We start from the raw sequence: 15,705 nt of genomic DNA on the forward strand, positions 1-15,705 counted from the left end.
CCTAGCGATAGTTGACGTACTGCAGCGGCTGCCCGTAGTCCTGGCCGCGCAAGAAGGCGATGACCTCCTGCAACGTGTCACGAGAAGGAGAGCTCACGCGCAGCTTGTCGCCCTCGATGGTCACCTTGCACTTGAGCTTCTGGGCCTTGATGTCCTTGTTGATCTTGCCCGCGGTCTCCTTGTCGATGCCGTTGACCACCGTGGCGCACCGGCGCACCCCGCCGCCGGAGGAAGGCGTGGAATCCCCCCACTTCACGGCGGTAAGATCGATGCCGCGCTTGATGAGCTTGCTGCCGATGACGTCGATGACCTGGGAGGCCACGAACTCGGCCGGCGCGGTCACCGTCAGGGTGCCGGCGCTTTTGTCCAGGGAGATCTCGGCGCCCGAATCCTTCAGATCGTAGCGCTGGGAAAGCTCTTTCTTGGCTTGCTGGAAGGCGTTGTCCACCTCCTGCATATCCACCGTGGAGACGATGTCGAAGCTGGATTCTTTAGCCATGGGTTGATTGCCTTTCTCGATGGGCCCGCTAGGCCGCGCTGTCGGAGGAGTCCTCGCTGGAGTCGGACGAGTCGCCATTTCCGGAGGTGTCGGAGGAACGGTCGCTGGTGCTGGAGTCGTCGCTCGAGGAATCCGAGCTGGAGGAGGAGCCGGAATCCGAGTCGCCGGAGCTATCCGAGGATGCGCCGGCCACGCCGTTGGCGCGCTTCCAATCGTTGAGCACGTCCTCGAAGTTGACGGTGTAGGTGTAGACGCCGCGGCCGTTCTGATCCTCGGCCTTCACCTCCTCGCCGTCGAGGGTGAGCTTGACGGCGGTGATGTCCTCGTCATCACCGGAAAGCACGAATTTCAGCGTTCCGGTCACATCGAAATCGGCCGTCTTGGGCCCGGTGACATCGCCCGCCTCCACGGTCTTGCCGTCCTGGACGACCTCGATGTAGACGCTTGACCCCTCGGGCACGTTGTAGCTGAACTTGGCGCTCGTCGGCGCCACGGGCTGCTGGGTGGGCGCCGTTGCGTCGCCTGCGCCCTCGTTTGCGGCACCGGTATCGGTGCCGGCGGGGTTCTGCATGCCGGAGATGGGCACCGTGGGCACATCGCTCTCCGGCGCCGCACGGTTTCCGAAGGCCAGGACGATCACGAGGACGAGCAGGCCCACGATGATGGCGCCCACGATGATGAGCGGCAAATACGAGCCGATGTTCGCCGCGATGCCCGGGGCCTGGCGCCCTTGGACGAGGTTGGTGTACTGGGGCTGCGGAGCCGCCCTGCCCGGGCGGGCCGAGGAACCGCCCAAGCCGGAACGGCCGGAGCGCGGGGAGCCCGCGTAATCGTCTCGGTAGGAGCCCCGAGAGGATCCCCGGTCGCGGCTGGAGGGCAGCGCGACCGTGCGTCCGGTATCGCGGGGGCGCTCGCGACGGTTGCTCGCCGGACGGCGGCCCGTCTCGAACTGGTAGACCTCTTCCCGGTAGGCGCGGGTGACCTCCGTGGGGTTCAGCCCCACCAGGCGCGCGTAGGCGCCCACCATGTTCGACGTGTAGCCGCGCGGGGGCATGCGGGCGAAATCGCCCTCCTCGATGGCGCGCAGGATATCCGGGCGGATGCGCAGTTTGCGGGCGGCCGTGGACAAATCGAGCCCTTTGCGCTCGCGGGCATGGGCAAGCGCCTCGCCGAATGATGTCTGTCTCGCCACGATGGTCTCCTCTGTGTTTTCCGTTGGCCGTTGCGGTGCGGTTCCGTTCCGGCCTATTCGTCAGCGGCCTCGAAGGCCTTCAGTGTTTCCAGTTCCATTTGGTCGACGAGCACCTCGCGCGGGCGGCTTCCGTTGGCCGGGCCCACGATGCCCTTTTCTTCCAGCTGATCCATTATACGTCCAGCTCGCGCGTATCCGACCTTCAAGCGACGCTGAAGGTTGCTCGTGGAGCCCAAATCGCTTGAAACCACCACATCGGCGGCCTCCCACAGAAGCGGATCGTCGGCCTCGGAGCCCCCCTCCCCCGAAGGCGAGGAGTCGCCCAAGGTCACGACGTTGGTCTTCAGGATCTCGGAGTGGTACTCCGGCTCGCCCTGGCTCTTAAGGTGCGCCACCACGGCGGCGATCTCGTCGTCGGGGATGTAGGGGCCCTGGATGCGGATGGGCTTGGGGTACTCCGGCTTGGCCAAGAGCATGTCCCCCATGCCGATGAGGTTCTCGGCGCCCGTGGAGTCGAGGATGACGCGGGAGTCGATGCCCGAGGCCACCGTAAGCCCGATGCGGCAGGTGATGTTCGCCTTGATGAGGCCCGTGACTACGTTGGTGGAGGGGCGCTGGGTGGCGATGATGAGGTGGATGCCGGCGGCGCGGGCGAGCTGGGCGATGCGGCTGATGGAGAACTCGACCTCCTTGCCCACGTTCATCATGAGGTCGGCCAGCTCGTCGATGACGATGACGATGTAGGGAATGGGCTCGCCGTAGGGGTTCTCCGGCGGCTCCTCCCCCCTCTTCTCCGCGGCCTCGTCGGCGGCCTGGGCCGCCCGGGCCTTCTCGTTGAAGGTGATGATGTTGCGCACGCCGCACTTCGAGAACATCTTCAGGCGCCGCTCCATCTCGGCCACAGCCCAGGAAAGGGCGCTGGAGGCCTCGCGGCACTCGGTGACCACGGGGACGTACAAGTGTGGGATGCCCTCGTAGGGGGCGAACTCTACACGCTTGGGGTCCACCATGATGAAGCGCACCTCAGCCGGGGTCGCTCGCATGAGGATGGACATGATCATCGAGTTGACCTCGACCGACTTGCCCGAGCCGGTGGTGCCGGCGATGAGCACATGGGGCATCTTCGCCAGGTCGTGGACGATGGCGTGGCCCTCCACGTCCTCGCCGATGGCCACCTGCAGCGGCCCGGGGCCCGCAGCGGCGAGCACGTCGGGGAGATACACCATCTGGCGGTTGCGGTTGGGCACCTCGATGCCGACGTAGTTGGTGCCGGGGATGGGGGCGAAGATGCGTACACCGGGAGCGGCGAGCGCCAGCGCAATGTCGTCGGTGAGGTTGGTGACCTTGCTCACTCGCACGCCGGAGGGCAGGTCCACCTTGAACAGCGTCACCGTGGGGCCCTCCACCCAGCCGACCACGCTCGCCATGACGCCGAAGTCCTCCAGGGTTCCCTGCAGTTCGGCAGCCACTTCCCGCAGCTCCTCCTCGGTAGAGCCGCGGCGGGCGCCGCCGGTGGCGAGGAGATTCATGGGAGGCAGCTGGAAGCCGTCCTTGGAGATCGGTTGGGCCGGAGCCTCCTTCTTTTTCTTGGGGGCGGCCTTCCGACTCACGGACTTCGTCTTCGCAGCCTGGCGCTCGGCGACCTCGGCCTCCTGGCGGCGCCGCCCGAGCTTGCGGGTCATGGGAGCGGCCGGCTCCATGGCGGAAATGTCCTCCACCTCGGCCACCTCGCGCGGATCAGGGGCCTGGATGGGCACGAGGCCACCCGTCTTCTGGGCGCCCAGCTGCCGCGTGACGGCCGCATCGGACACAGCGTCGGCCGCAGCCCCGCGGGAGCGCCGCCGCGGTTGCTCGCCCAAGGAGATGCGGGCCGTGGGCGCCCCATGGGCTGCCGGGGGCAGATCGGCGGACTCGGCCATGGTCGTCAGCGGCGGCTTGCCCCTTCCCCGCCTCATAGATCCGAAGGCATCGGGAATGAGGGAGGCGGCACTATCGCCGTCCAAGTCGTAGCGGGCGCGCACCTTCTCCAGAAATGCGGAGATGGAAAATCCGATGACGATGACGCCGACGATGGCCACCCCGATGAGCAGGATGGCGGAGATGGCCGGGCCGAAGAGCGTGAGCCCCACCCAGGCGAGCGCCGCCCCCACATAGCCGCCATGGGTCACGAGCGCGATGCGGTCGAACAGGGCGGCAGGTCCTGTGCCGGTCGTCGGCGTGAACAGGGCGATGATGCCGAGCAGCGCCACGAGGATGAGTGAGAGGCCCAGCGTGACGCGCAGCGACATGCGCTCCGACTGCATGCGGTACAGAACGGCGCCGCCAATGGCGACGAGGAAGAAGGGCATGATGTAGCAGCCCACGCCGAAGACGACGTGGAGCGACTCCGAGAGGAAGTCGGTCACGATGGCCCCGGCCGGAGCCGCGGCCGCGATGAACAGCACAATGCCCAAAATGATGAAGCCGACGCCCACGATGTCGCGGCGCGTGCGGTCGTCCAAGATGCGGGGTTCGGCCTCCACGGCGCGGCTGCGGGCCGCGGCGGATTTGCGCGTGCCGCTCTTCGACAGGTTCCCCGAGGCCTTCTGGGCGCTCGCTTTCTCTTTGTTGGTGCTCGTATTGCGCGCCACGGTGCCTCTAGACCTCCAGCAGGTTCACGACGACCATGGGACGCTGCTTGGTGCGCTCCCAGAGAAGCGAGAGCAGCGCGTCGCGGGCGGCCTTGCGCAGTTCTTTCACGCCTCCGTCCTTGGAAAGGCACTTGCGCAGAGCGTTGGCCACGGTGTTCTCGGCCTCGTGGGCCAGATAGTAGTCGTCGCCGCCGGTAATGCCGTGCATGGACACCTGCACCTGGCCGACGAGCTTGCGATCCTTCATGTTCACGGCCGCGGCCACCGAGGCGAAGCCCTGGTTGCCGAGCGTGTTGCGCTCGTCCAGCACGTCCTGGGAGGTGTCGCCCACCGAAAGGCCGTCCACATAGACGATGCCCGAGGGCACGCCCTCGCCACGCTCGACGCCCCGGGCGGAAAGCTCCAGGGAGTCGCCGTTCTCAAGCACGTAGATGTTGTCCGGGTCGACGCCGGTGGCCTCGGCCAGCTTCGCGTGGGCCCGCAGGTGCGTGGCCTCGCCGTGAACCGGCATGAAGTTCTTCGGCTTCACGATGGAGAGCATGATCTTCAGCTCCTCGGCCCCGGCATGACCCGACACGTGCACTCGCGCCCGGCTCTTGTCGTACACGTCGGCGCCGATCTTGGCCAGCTGGTTGATGACCCGGGTGACGGCCTTCTCGTTGCCGGGAACCGGCGTGGCCGAGATGATGACCGTATCGCCCTCCTCGATCTCGATGGTCTTGTGCTCGCCGTTGGCGATGCGGGCCAGAGCCGACAGCGGCTCGCCCTGGCTGCCGGTGCACATGATGACCACCTGCTCGGGCGGAATGCCCTTCAGGTCGTAGGCGTCGATGAGGTTGTCATCGGAGATGTTCAGGTAGCCGAGCCGCCGCGCGATGTCGGTGTTCTGGATCATGGAGCGGCCCGTGACCACCACCTTGCGGCCGTTCTTCACCGCCGCATCGCAGATCTGCTGCATGCGGTGGATGTGGCTCGCGAAGCTGGCGATGATGACGCGTCCCTTGGCCTGAGAGATGATCTGCTCCAAGGTCTTCCCCACCTCGGCCTCGGACGGGGTGAAGTTCGGATTCGTGGCATTGGTGGAGTCGCTCATCATGAGATCGACCCCCGTCTCCGAGAAGCGGGCCAGGGCGCCGAAATCGGTGGTGATGCCGTCGATGGGGGTCTGGTCCAGCTTGAAGTCGCCGGTGTGCAAAACGTTGCCGGCCGGGCTCTGGATGAACAGGCCCACCGCGCCGGGGATGGAGTGGTTCACGGCGAAGAAGTCCACTGTGAAGCAGCCGAGCTTGACCTCGTCGCCGGGCTTGATCTCGATGAGCTTGGCGTTCTTCACCCGGTGCTCGGCGAACTTGCCCTCGATGAGGCCGAGCGTGAGCTTTGTGGCGTAGATGTTCACCGTGCGGTCGAGATCCTTCAGAAGGTAGGGCAGCGTGCCCGTGTGGTCCTCGTGGCCGTGGGTGATGACGATGCCGCGCAGCTTGTCGGCGTTCTCCAGCACATAGGTGTAGTCGGGCAGGATGAGGTCGATGCCCGGATGGTCGTCGTCGGGAAACATCAGGCCCGCGTCGTCCAAGATCATGTCGCCGTTGCACTCGAAGGCGGTCATGTTCTTGCCGATGGCGTCAAGACCGCCGAGCGGGATGATCTTGAGCTTCGCGTTCGGGTCCTTGCCCGCCTTCGAGCCGCGCCGCGGCTTTCGGCTGCCGGAGGGGACCTCCTTGGCCGCCGCCGTCTCGCCGCGCGAGAGCTGCGGGCGCTTGCGCTCCAGGTTCACCCGCTTGAAGGAGGTGTTGTTCTTGCGGCGATCGTTGTTGCGCCGGTTGGCGTTCTTGCTGCTGTCACCCTCCGCGCGGCCGTTCTGCTTCTCTTGGTTTTCTTTGGTCATTCAGTGCCTCTTTCTTAAGGTAGTAACGCGCAAAAACGCCGACCCGAGGGCATCGGGCCGGCGTCGCATCTTCAATAGTGGACGATTCTAGTCAAGAACACCGACCTCGCGCATGATGGAGGCCAGGCGCGCCGACTGCTCCGGCGTGGCGTCCACGAGCGGCAGGCGCACGCCGCCGACGGGGAAGCCGACAAGGCTCAAGGCCTCTTTCACGAGGATGGGGTTCGAGGTCTCGAACAGGCCCTTCATGAGCGGCATCAGGGCCTCGTTGGCCTCACGAGCCGCATCCCACTCGCCCTTGGCGGCCAGATCGACGATGGCCTTCATGCGATCGGGCGCGACGTTGCCGATGGTGGAGATGACGCCCACGCCGCCCAGCTCCATGATGTCGAGGGTGGACGAGTCGTCGCCGGAGTACACGTCGAAACCGGCCGGAGCGTTGTCGATGATGTACTTGATCTGCTCGAAGTTGCCCGAGGCCTCCTTGATGGCCACGACGTTGTCGCAGTTGTGGGCCAAGCGCAGGGTGGTGTCGCCCTCCATGTTGATAGAGCAGCGCCCGGGGATGTTGTACAGGATGATGGGCATGTCCGTGGAATCCGCGATGGTCTTGAAGTGGCGGTACAGACCCTCCTGCGGGGGCTTGTTGTAGTAGGGCACGACGCACATGAAGCCGTCGACGCCCTGCTTGGCGGCATCCTGGGCGAAGTACACCGTGTCGGCCGTGCAGTTGTCTCCGACGTTCGCGATGACCGGGATGCGGCCGTTCACGGCACGCACCACGGCGCGGAACAGCTCGAGCTTCTGGGGGTAGAACACCGTGGGGCTCTCGCCGGTGGTCCCGTTGACGATAAGGGCGTCGGCACCGCCGCGCACGAGTCGGTCGGCCAGCTCCTGAGCCCGGTCGAGATCGAGTTCGAGGTCGGCGTTGAACGGGGTGACCATGGCCGGAATCATGCGGCCGAAGCGAGGATCGCGCTTGAACTCCATGGAAGTATCTCCTTAAACAAACTCGGGGGCGTGGCTGCCCTAGCACAGCTCTATTATGCCATGGTTGGCTCGACGGGGAAACGCGAGCGCCCGTAAGTCCGTCAAACGCACAACCTGCGCGGATAAGGTGCTGCCCTAAGCAGGCACTGCCCTTGCGTCTGTTCCGTAGGGGCAGACCTTGGTCTGCCCTGGCGAGCGGAACGATCATGCGAGACAAACAGGGGCGACCAAGGCCGCCCCCTACGGATGGTGTCTGCGAACGAATGGGGGCTGAGCGGCTAATTCATAAAACTCTCGAGGCCGACGATGAGGCCGTCGCGCTCCCCTACGCTGCGGATGCCGAGGAGGACGCCGGGCATGTAGGAGGTGCGGTCCCATGAGTCGTGGCGGATGGTGAGGGTCTGGCCCAGCGAGCCGAAGATGACCTCCTGGCTGGCCACAAAGCCCATGGAGCGCACCGAGTGGACGGGCACGCCTTCTACGAGCGCACCGCGAGCACCCTCGGCGCCGGCGATCTCGGTCTCGCGACCGGGGGCCTCGCTCACGCGGGGCGCGCGAGCCTCCGCGATGATCTCGGCGGTGCGCACGGCGGTGCCGGAGGGCGCGTCCTTCTTTTTGCAGTGGTGGTACTCGATGACCTCGGCCTCGGGGAAATAGGGCGCGGCGGCCTTCGCGAACTCCATCATGAGAACCGCGCCGGTGGTGAAGTTCGGCGCGTAGAACAAACACGTCCCCGGCGCCGCCGAGGCGGCCAGCCCCTCCAGCGTCTCGTTGGAAAGCCCCGTCGTTCCCACCACGCAGTCGACCCCCCGCGGCAGCGCCACCGAGAGATTGCCCGCCACCACGTTCGGCTGCGTGAAGTCGACGAGCACATCGACGTCCGTCGCATCCAGCGCCTCTGCCAGCGTGCCGAACACCGGGAAGGGCGCCTCCTTGGCATGGGGATCGATGCCGCAGACCACCGTCATGTCATCCGCAGCCGTTACCGCATCAACCACCGCCGAGCCCATGCGCCCCGCATATCCCGCCACCGCAACCTTAATCATAGGAAACCTCCCAAAGTCTTTTTATTCAACGAGTGAAGCGTACGCTATTGTAAAGCAACAATGTGAGAGCGAAGAGGAGATAGGGGGCGCCTTGACCGAGCGAGTTCCGCAGACGGTATCGAAGGCGCGATGATGCAGGGAGCAATGCAGCTAGCGCGCCTTCGATACCGGCGAGGACTGTCTGAGCGAATCAAGGTGCCCCCTGGCTCCTCTCCGGGAGAGTCGCGGCGTGAACTTCTGCCTAAGCAATCCGAACCATCTAGGCATCCCCGGTTTCTCTTTCGCTGGGGCGTTAGGGCAGACCAAGGTCTGCCCCTACAGGACGGTGCCGGCGTAGCGGATTCCGCTCGCAACAAGAAAGGGCCGCGATTGCGACCCTTTCCATAAAGTGCTAGTTGCTGCTGCCGCTCTCGTGGCGACGACGCGGCGTGCGGCCGGCGCGGCCGGGACGGTTGTCCTCCCGACGCTCGCGGCGCTCGTGACGCTCGCCCTTGTCGCGCGGAGCCGGGGACGCGGAAGCCGGCGCGTCCGGCTTGTCCAGGCGGTCCAGCGAGATCTTGCCCGTCTTCGGGTCGATCTCGAGCACTTCCACCTTCACGATGTCGCCCAGGCTCAGCACGTCCTCCACCTTGCCGACGCGGCCGTTGGCCACGCGCGAGATGTGCAGCAGGCCGTCCTTGCCGGGCGTGAGCTTCACGAAGGCGCCGAAGTCCTTGATGCCGACGACCTCGCCCTCGAAGACCTCGCCCACCTCGGGCTCCTTCACAATGCCGAGGATCATGTCCTTGGCCGCCTGCATGGCGGTGCCGGAGACGGCGCCCACGTGGATGGTGCCGTCCTCCTGGATGTCGATGGAGGCGCCGGTCTCCTCCTGGATGCCGCGAACCACCTTGCCGCCGGAACCGATGACGTCGCGGATCTTGTCCACGGGGATCTTGATGGTCTCGATGCGCGGCGCGGTCTCCTTCATCTCGGCGCGCGGGCCGTCGATGGTCTCAAGCATGGCGGCCAGGATGAAGGCGCGGCCCTCGTGGGCCTGCTTCAGGGCGCGGGCCAAAATCTCGACGGACAGGCCCTTCGCCTTGTTGTCCATCTGCAGGGCGGTGATACCGTTGGGCGTGCCGCAGACCTTGAAGTCCATGTCGCCGAGGAAGTCCTCGATGCCCTGGATGTCGGAGAGGATGACCACGTCGTCGCCCTCCTTGATGAGGCCCATGGCCACACCGGAGACGGGCGCGGAGATCGGCACGCCGGCGTCCATCAGGGCCAGGCAGCTTCCGCACGTGGAGGCCATGGAGGAGGAGCCGTTGGACTCGAGCACCTCGGAGACCACGCGGATGGCGTAGGGGAAGGTGTCGGTGTCGGGCAGCACGGGCACCAGTGCGCGCTCGGCCAGGGCGCCATGGCCCACCTCGCGGCGCTTCGGCGCCCCCATGCGGCCGGTCTCGCCGGTGCAGTAGGGCGGGAAGTTGTACTGGTGCATGTAGCGCTTGCCCTCTTCGGGCCAGATGGTGTCGAGGCGCTGCCACTCGTTGAGCATTCCCAGGGTGCACACGGACATGACCTGGGTCTGGCCGCGCTGGAACAGGCCCGAGCCGTGGACGCGGGGCAGATACCCCGGCACGATGTACAGCGGGCGGATCTCCTCGGGGGTGCGGCCGTCGACGCGCTCGCCGGTCTCAAGGATCATGGCGCGCATGGCCCGCTTCTCGAGGGCCTTGAGGGCCGCCTTGATGTCGGAGCCCCAGGCAGTGCGCTCCTCCTCGGTGAAGTCGTTCTCGATGATGGAGGACTTGAGCTCTTCCACCTTCTGCATGCGGGCGGCCTTGTCGGCGTCCTTGAGGGCCGCGGACATCTCGTCGAGATGCGCGTCGACGCGCTCGGCCACGGACGGGTCGGCGGCGTGGATGGTGTAGTCCATGGGGGTGGGGTTCACCTTGGCGAGGAAGGCGGCCTGCTTCTCGCAGAAGGCGGCGATGGCCTCCTGGCCGAAGGTCATGGCGGCCAGCATGTCCTCCTCGGAGATCTCGGCAGCGCCGGCCTCGACCATGGAGATGTAGTCGGCGGTGCCGGCGATGGTGAGCTCCAGATCGGAGTTCTCCTGCTCGGAGACCGTGGGGTTCACGATGAACTCGCCGGTCTCGATGTCGCGGCCGATGCGAACGCAGGCAGCAGGGCCGTCGAAGGGCGCGCCGCCCACGAGCAGGGCCGCGGAGGCGCCGGCCACGCAGATGGTGTCGGGCAGGTTCTCGCCGTCGATGACGAACGGGGTGGCCACGATGTGCACCTCGTTCTTGTAGCCGTCCGGGAAGCCCGGGCGGATGGGGCGGTCCACCATGCGGGCCACGAGCGTGCCGTGGTCGGACGGCTTCGCCTCGCGCTTCAGGTAGCCGCCGGGGATGCGGCCCACGGCGTACATCTTCTCGATGTAGTCGACCGTGAGCGGGAAGAAGTCGTAGTCCTTCTCCTGGCTGGAGACGACGGCGGTCACGAGCACGCTCGTGGCACCGCAGGTCACGAGCACAGCGCCGGTGGCCTGCTTGGCCAGCTCGCCGGTCTCGAGGCGGTACTGCTTGCCGTACAACTCGAATTCTTCGACAATTTTCGTCATAACGCTTTTCTTTCTCTTCAACTCCCCCGCCTCATTGCGGAGGACTTCTTCGGGCGCGGCTACTTACATTCGCCGCCCCCGCGACCGTCGGCGCCTCATGCGCTTCCGACCGCTTATAGCAGAAAACGGGGCCCCAGGCGGGGCCCCGTACATGCTCGAGCTAGATGTTGTCGCGGATACCGAGCTTCTTGATGAGCTCGCGGTACTCCTCGATGTTGCGCTCCTTGATGTACTTCAGCATACCGCGGCGCTTACCGATGAGCATCATGAGGCCGCGACGGGTGTGATTGTCCTTCTTGTGCGTCTTCAGGTGCTCGGTGAGGTTGCGGATGCGCTCCGAGAGGATGGCGACCTGAACCTCGGCGGAACCGGAGTCCTGATCGTTCTTGCCGAACTCCTTGATGAGTTCGGCGGTGCGCTCCTTGGAGATGCTGAGCTTGCTGGCCATAACTGGTCCACCTTTCTTTCCCGGGGTCTCCCCCGTCTTCGCCGCGTGCGCGGCCTACCGTTTCCATCCGTCTTGGGTAGCCATGGAAGTGGTCCGTGGGAACCAAAGGCGAATTCCGCCGCCGTTTTGGCAGCCCGCCCAGTATAGGGCACTTGCGGCGCGGCTCGCCCAAGGTTTCCGCGAGCGACACGGTTTCTGCATATTGGGGCTGGGTGAGAGCGGCGAAAAAGCGGTGCGACACTAGAACAGGCCGCACGTGAAGAGGAACTCGAGGGACTTCAGTGAACTGCCGATGTGGGCGCGGACGAGATCCTGCACGAGGTGCAGCACGGCGAAGGTGCCCGTAAGGTCGGCCGGCCCTTCTGCAATGGCGTCGAAGGGGGTTGTGAGGAAGTACTGCGCCCAGCAGAGGGTGCCGGCATCCACGAGCACGGATTCGTCCAGGCCCCGGCAGCTCTCGCAGAGCACTCCGCCGCCTGCAGCCGAGAACGGGATGCGGGCGCCCTCGACGAGCGCCACCGGCTCGCCGCAGCCGACGCAGACCTCAAGGCTCGGTCGCAGGCCCGAGAAGGCGAGGATCTTCAACAGCTCGGCGGCCGAAAGCGCCGCGCGGTGATTGTCGTCGGCGCCGTCCATGGCGTCCAGCACGCGCATCGCCGACTGGAACAGGCGCGGGTTGGCGAGGTCGCGCTGGCTCATGCGGGCGAGCAGCTCCGCTACGGGCGCGGCGGCCGCAGAGGCCTCGAGGTTGCAGCGCAGGGCGTCATGGGCCGCGACGAGCCGCGCCTCCTTCAGAATGTCGAGGCTTCGGCCCGTCGCGCACAGGGCGTCGATGACGCAAAAGGGCTCGGTGCGCGCCGCGAAGCTGCTCTTGGGCCGCCGGGCCCCTTTGGCCACGGCCCGCTTCTGGCTGCCGTTCTCGGAAAGCAGCGTGAGAATGAGGTCGCTCTCCCCCAGCTTCGTACGGCGCAGCACGAGAGCGCGCAGGGAGTAGGTCGGTTGCGCCACGAAGCCGCCCCGCGCCTAGTAGCGGATGGAGGGGCTGGCGTAGGAGACCTCGTTGTCGTCGTTCCACACGATGCCGCCCTCGATGGTGGTGAGCTTCTTGGCGAACACCGTCTCCTGGCCCAGGCCGAAGGGCATCGTGACCACCTCGTACTGGCGCGCCTCCACGGTGTAGAGCACCTCGCCGTCGCCGCGGTAGGTGCAGCTCTTGATGTTCTCCACCTTGAAGCTGCCCTCGTCGTTGGTAAGGTTGGCCCCGGGCAGGATCTCGCGGGTAAGGTCCACCAGCTCGGTGCCGCGGGAGTGGGCGACATACAGTGTGACCTCGGAGCCGGAGTTCAGCTCGCTGCCGGCGGCCGGGTCGGTGGAGACGGCAGTGCCCTCCTCGATGTCCTCGGTGGTGTACCACTCGCTCGTCACCTCGTAACCCTCGGCTTGAAGCGCGGCCTTGGCGTCGGCTTCTGACATGCCCTCCACATCGGGTACGGTGTAGGGAACGGCCACGGTGACGGTGATAGCGTCGCCGGATTTCGCCTCCGTGCCCGCTTCCGGGCTCACGGCCAGCACGGTGCCCGCGGCCTCGTTCGACTTCTCCTCGGTGTAGGTGACCGCCGTGAACCCTTCGGCCTCCAGAGCCTGGCCGGCCTCTTCGCTGGTGGCGCCCACGATGGCCGGCACGATGCGCGGTGCGGCCACGGAGAGTGTCACGGTGCTGCCCTCTTCCGCGCGATGCCCCTGCTCGGGATCGCTCGAGAGCACCGTGCCCTGGGGATCGTCGGACTTCACTTCGACGGCCTGCGGGGCGAACCCCTTGGCTGCCAAGGCGTCGACCGCCTCGGGCTGGGAGAGGCCCACTACCTCGGGGATGGTCTTGCCGCCCCACAGCTCGGCCATATAGGTGCCACCCGCTACGGCCGCCATCACCACGGCCAGGGCAATGCATGCGGCGGCGATGATCGGGCCTTTGGCGCGCGGGGGCCGTGCGGAGGGCCCTGGGAAGGGAGCCTCCCCATCGGCGCCATCGCGAACCGGCGCGGCCTCTTCGGGCGCCGAGAAATCTATGGAAGATTCCAGCTCAGGGGTTTCCTCCTCGATGGTCGAGGGGAAGGCCAGCTCGCCGGTGGCCCGGGGCGCGAGCGCTTCCTCGGTCTCGGCGATCGTGATCGCAGCCTGGTCGGCGACGACAATGGCGGAGGCGGCCTCCATGAGAGCCGTTTCCTCGGCGGCGCAAGCGTCGCCCGACTCATTGGGCGACGCTTGCGCCGCCTCTTGCACCACCGGGGTCTCCGGAGTCGCCCCCGCCTCCTCCTGGGTCTTACGGGAGCGACCGCGGCCCTGACGATTCACCGAGGGCCGCGCCGCATGGGAGCCCATGCGCGCCGGACGCTTGCCCGACCGCTCGAACAGGCTCACTACCTCGTCCCCGCTGGACAGCACCTCGTCGAGATCGTCGTCCTTGGCGGTTGCATCTGCAGCTGCGAAGCCGGCGACGGCGCCAGGAATCGCACCGAAAGCGACACCGGACGCATCGCCAGCCTTGGAGGCCTCGCTCTCAGCAACAGGGGCATCTTCGCCGGGCGTCGTGAATTCAGGCGCTTCTTCCATCTCGGCAGTCTCGGCTGCCACGGCCGCAGCTGCTGTCGCGGCAGCCACCCGCTCTTGCTCAAGCCGCTCGCGTTCTTCCCGCTCGGCAGCCTCGGCAGCGCGCCGGGCCTCGCGGGCCTCCTCCTCGGCTATCCGCCGCTGCTCGCGGACCTCGGCCTCGGCGGCGCGCAAACGCTCCTTCTCCGCAGCCGTTTCGGCGCGCAGGCGCTCCTTCTCGGCCCGCAGGAGCTCCTTGGCCTTGCGGGCCTCCTCCTTCTCCTGCATCTTCGAAAACTTCTTCGCGAGCTTCTTCTGTTGGCGGTCGCGGCGCCGCAGCTCCTTCTCCGTCGGTCCCATGGCGTAGCTGCGGGCGCGTGGCACGTACTCCTCGTTGATGCGCGGGATCTCGGCCGTGTCGCCCGCCTGAGTGGCCGCCGGCGGAACGTAACTTGAGTCGACCAGCCGCTCGAAGCCGGACAGGTCGGGGACATCGGGGCCGTCGGGCACCGGATCGACCAGATCGGCCACCGAGGCCCGCGGCGCCGGTTTGGAAGGTGCCGGGGCGACGTCGGGCACGCGCACGACCGGGGGCACCTCCACCACGGGAGGCACCGACACTTTCGCCGAGGCGGCCACGAACACTTCGCCGCAGTTCTCGCAGAACGCGGCGTCGTCACGATTATCGAATGAGCAGTGAGGGCATTTCATCGACATTCTCCTCATTGATTGCACAGATAAGGAGAATTGTACCCGATTATTCTGAATATAGCCCCCATATCCAGCAACAACAAAGTTACTGGTTCGCCCAAGGAAGTCAGCGAGGGTCCGACAGGTGCCTAGGCCCCTTCCCCGTAGCCGAATCTTCGGATCTGGTTGGCGTCGCGGCGCCAGTTTTTGCGCACCTTCACCGACAGATCCAAAAACACCTTCGCGCCGAGCAGAAGCTCCAGGTCCTTGCGAGCCTCGGTGCCGATGCGCTTGATGGCCGCCCCGCGCTTGCCGATGATGATGCCCTTCTGGCTGTCGCGCTCCACGTAGATGACCGCGTAGATGCGGTACAGGTTCGGCTTCTCGAATTCCATCTCCTCCACAGCCACGCCGATGGCATGGGGCACCTCGTCGAAAAAGTTACGCAGGATCTTCTCGCGGATGAACTCCGCCACCATGACCTCCAGCGGCTGGTCGGTCTCCATGTCGGCCGGGAACCACGCCGGGCCCTCGGGTAGAAGAAACTGCACCTCCTCCACGAAGACGTCCACGTTGCGGCCCGTCTCGGCCGAGAGCGCCACCATGGCGTCCCAGTCGCAGAGCTTCTCGGCCGCCTCGCGCTGGGCGCTGATCTCGGCATCGCTCGCCAGGTCGGTCTTGGAAAGCACGCAGATCTTCGCCGAACCCTTGGCAGCGCGCACCTGGGCGGCCACCCACTCGTCGCCGCGCCCAATGGGCTTGGACGCATCGATGAGCATGGCCACGACGTCCACGTCCTCCAAAGCCTTGATGGCGCTCGTGTTCAGCTCCTCGCCGAGGGCGTCCTGGGGCTTGTGCAAGCCGGGAGTGTCCACGATGATCATCTGCACGGCGTCGGTGGTGTGCACGGCACGGAAGCGGTGGCGCGTCGTCTGGGCCGTGTTCGAGGTGATGGCGATCTTCTTGCCCATGATGGCGTTCAGAAGCGTCGACTTCCCGGCGTTGGGGCGCCCGACCAGCGTCACGAATCCGCTCTTGAAGTCAGGATTGGTGGGAAACGAGCCCCCCATGGGGTTTTCAGCGAAGTAGGCGTCGAGATCCATGAAATTCCTTTCGAAGAGGTGGGGC

General features: G+C 66.2%; 11 protein-coding genes. All 11 read right to left on the minus strand.

Going from position 1 to position 15,705, the window contains the following annotated elements; translation table 11 throughout:
- Window position 1: 1 nt before the first annotated feature.
- Window positions 2-499 (minus strand): YajQ family cyclic di-GMP-binding protein, encoded by a 498-nt coding sequence (locus tag AEQU_RS05420; RefSeq protein WP_022739922.1) that lies wholly within the window; start codon window positions 497-499, stop codon window positions 2-4.
- A gap of 28 nt (window positions 500-527) precedes the next feature.
- On the minus strand, window positions 528-1,691 hold the full coding sequence (locus tag AEQU_RS05425; protein ID WP_022739923.1) for a helix-turn-helix domain-containing protein: 1,164 nt from the start codon (window positions 1,689-1,691) through the stop codon (window positions 528-530).
- A 53-nt stretch (window positions 1,692-1,744) separates the two neighbouring features.
- On the minus strand, window positions 1,745-4,321 hold the full coding sequence (locus AEQU_RS05430; protein WP_022739924.1) for an FtsK/SpoIIIE family DNA translocase: 2,577 nt from the start codon (window positions 4,319-4,321) through the stop codon (window positions 1,745-1,747).
- Between the two features lie 7 nt (window positions 4,322-4,328).
- Window positions 4,329-6,206, minus strand: a complete 1,878-nt coding sequence (locus AEQU_RS05435) for a ribonuclease J (RefSeq protein ID WP_022739925.1) — start codon at window positions 6,204-6,206, stop codon at window positions 4,329-4,331.
- Between the two features lie 87 nt (window positions 6,207-6,293).
- Window positions 6,294-7,196 (minus strand): 4-hydroxy-tetrahydrodipicolinate synthase, encoded by a 903-nt coding sequence (gene dapA / locus AEQU_RS05440; protein WP_022739926.1) that lies wholly within the window; start codon window positions 7,194-7,196, stop codon window positions 6,294-6,296.
- A 278-nt stretch (window positions 7,197-7,474) separates the two neighbouring features.
- A complete protein-coding gene (gene dapB, locus AEQU_RS05445) occupies window positions 7,475-8,242 on the minus strand; it encodes a 4-hydroxy-tetrahydrodipicolinate reductase (protein ID WP_022739927.1) in 768 nt (255 codons plus the stop codon).
- Between the two features lie 391 nt (window positions 8,243-8,633).
- Window positions 8,634-10,853 carry a polyribonucleotide nucleotidyltransferase gene (locus AEQU_RS05450; protein ID WP_022739928.1) on the minus strand — a complete coding sequence of 740 codons (2,220 nt, stop codon included), beginning with the start codon at window positions 10,851-10,853 and terminating at the stop codon, window positions 8,634-8,636.
- Window positions 10,854-11,013: 160 nt separating this feature from the next.
- The gene (gene rpsO / locus AEQU_RS05455; RefSeq protein WP_022739929.1) at window positions 11,014-11,301 is read right to left on the minus strand and encodes a 30S ribosomal protein S15; all 288 of its coding nucleotides are present in this window, start codon (window positions 11,299-11,301) and stop codon (window positions 11,014-11,016) included.
- A gap of 240 nt (window positions 11,302-11,541) precedes the next feature.
- Window positions 11,542-12,309, minus strand: a complete 768-nt coding sequence (recO, locus tag AEQU_RS05460) for a DNA repair protein RecO (protein ID WP_022739930.1) — start codon at window positions 12,307-12,309, stop codon at window positions 11,542-11,544.
- 15 nt (window positions 12,310-12,324) lie between these two features.
- Window positions 12,325-14,604, minus strand: coding sequence for a PASTA domain-containing protein (locus tag AEQU_RS11865; RefSeq protein ID WP_144079469.1), 2,280 nt, complete (start codon window positions 14,602-14,604; stop codon window positions 12,325-12,327).
- 122 nt (window positions 14,605-14,726) lie between these two features.
- Window positions 14,727-15,647, minus strand: a complete 921-nt coding sequence (gene era, locus AEQU_RS05470) for a GTPase Era (protein WP_041715127.1) — start codon at window positions 15,645-15,647, stop codon at window positions 14,727-14,729.
- Window positions 15,648-15,705: the final 58 nt, after the last annotated feature.

This window comes from Adlercreutzia equolifaciens DSM 19450, assembly GCF_000478885.1.
Lineage (GTDB): Bacteria > Actinomycetota > Coriobacteriia > Coriobacteriales > Eggerthellaceae > Adlercreutzia > Adlercreutzia equolifaciens.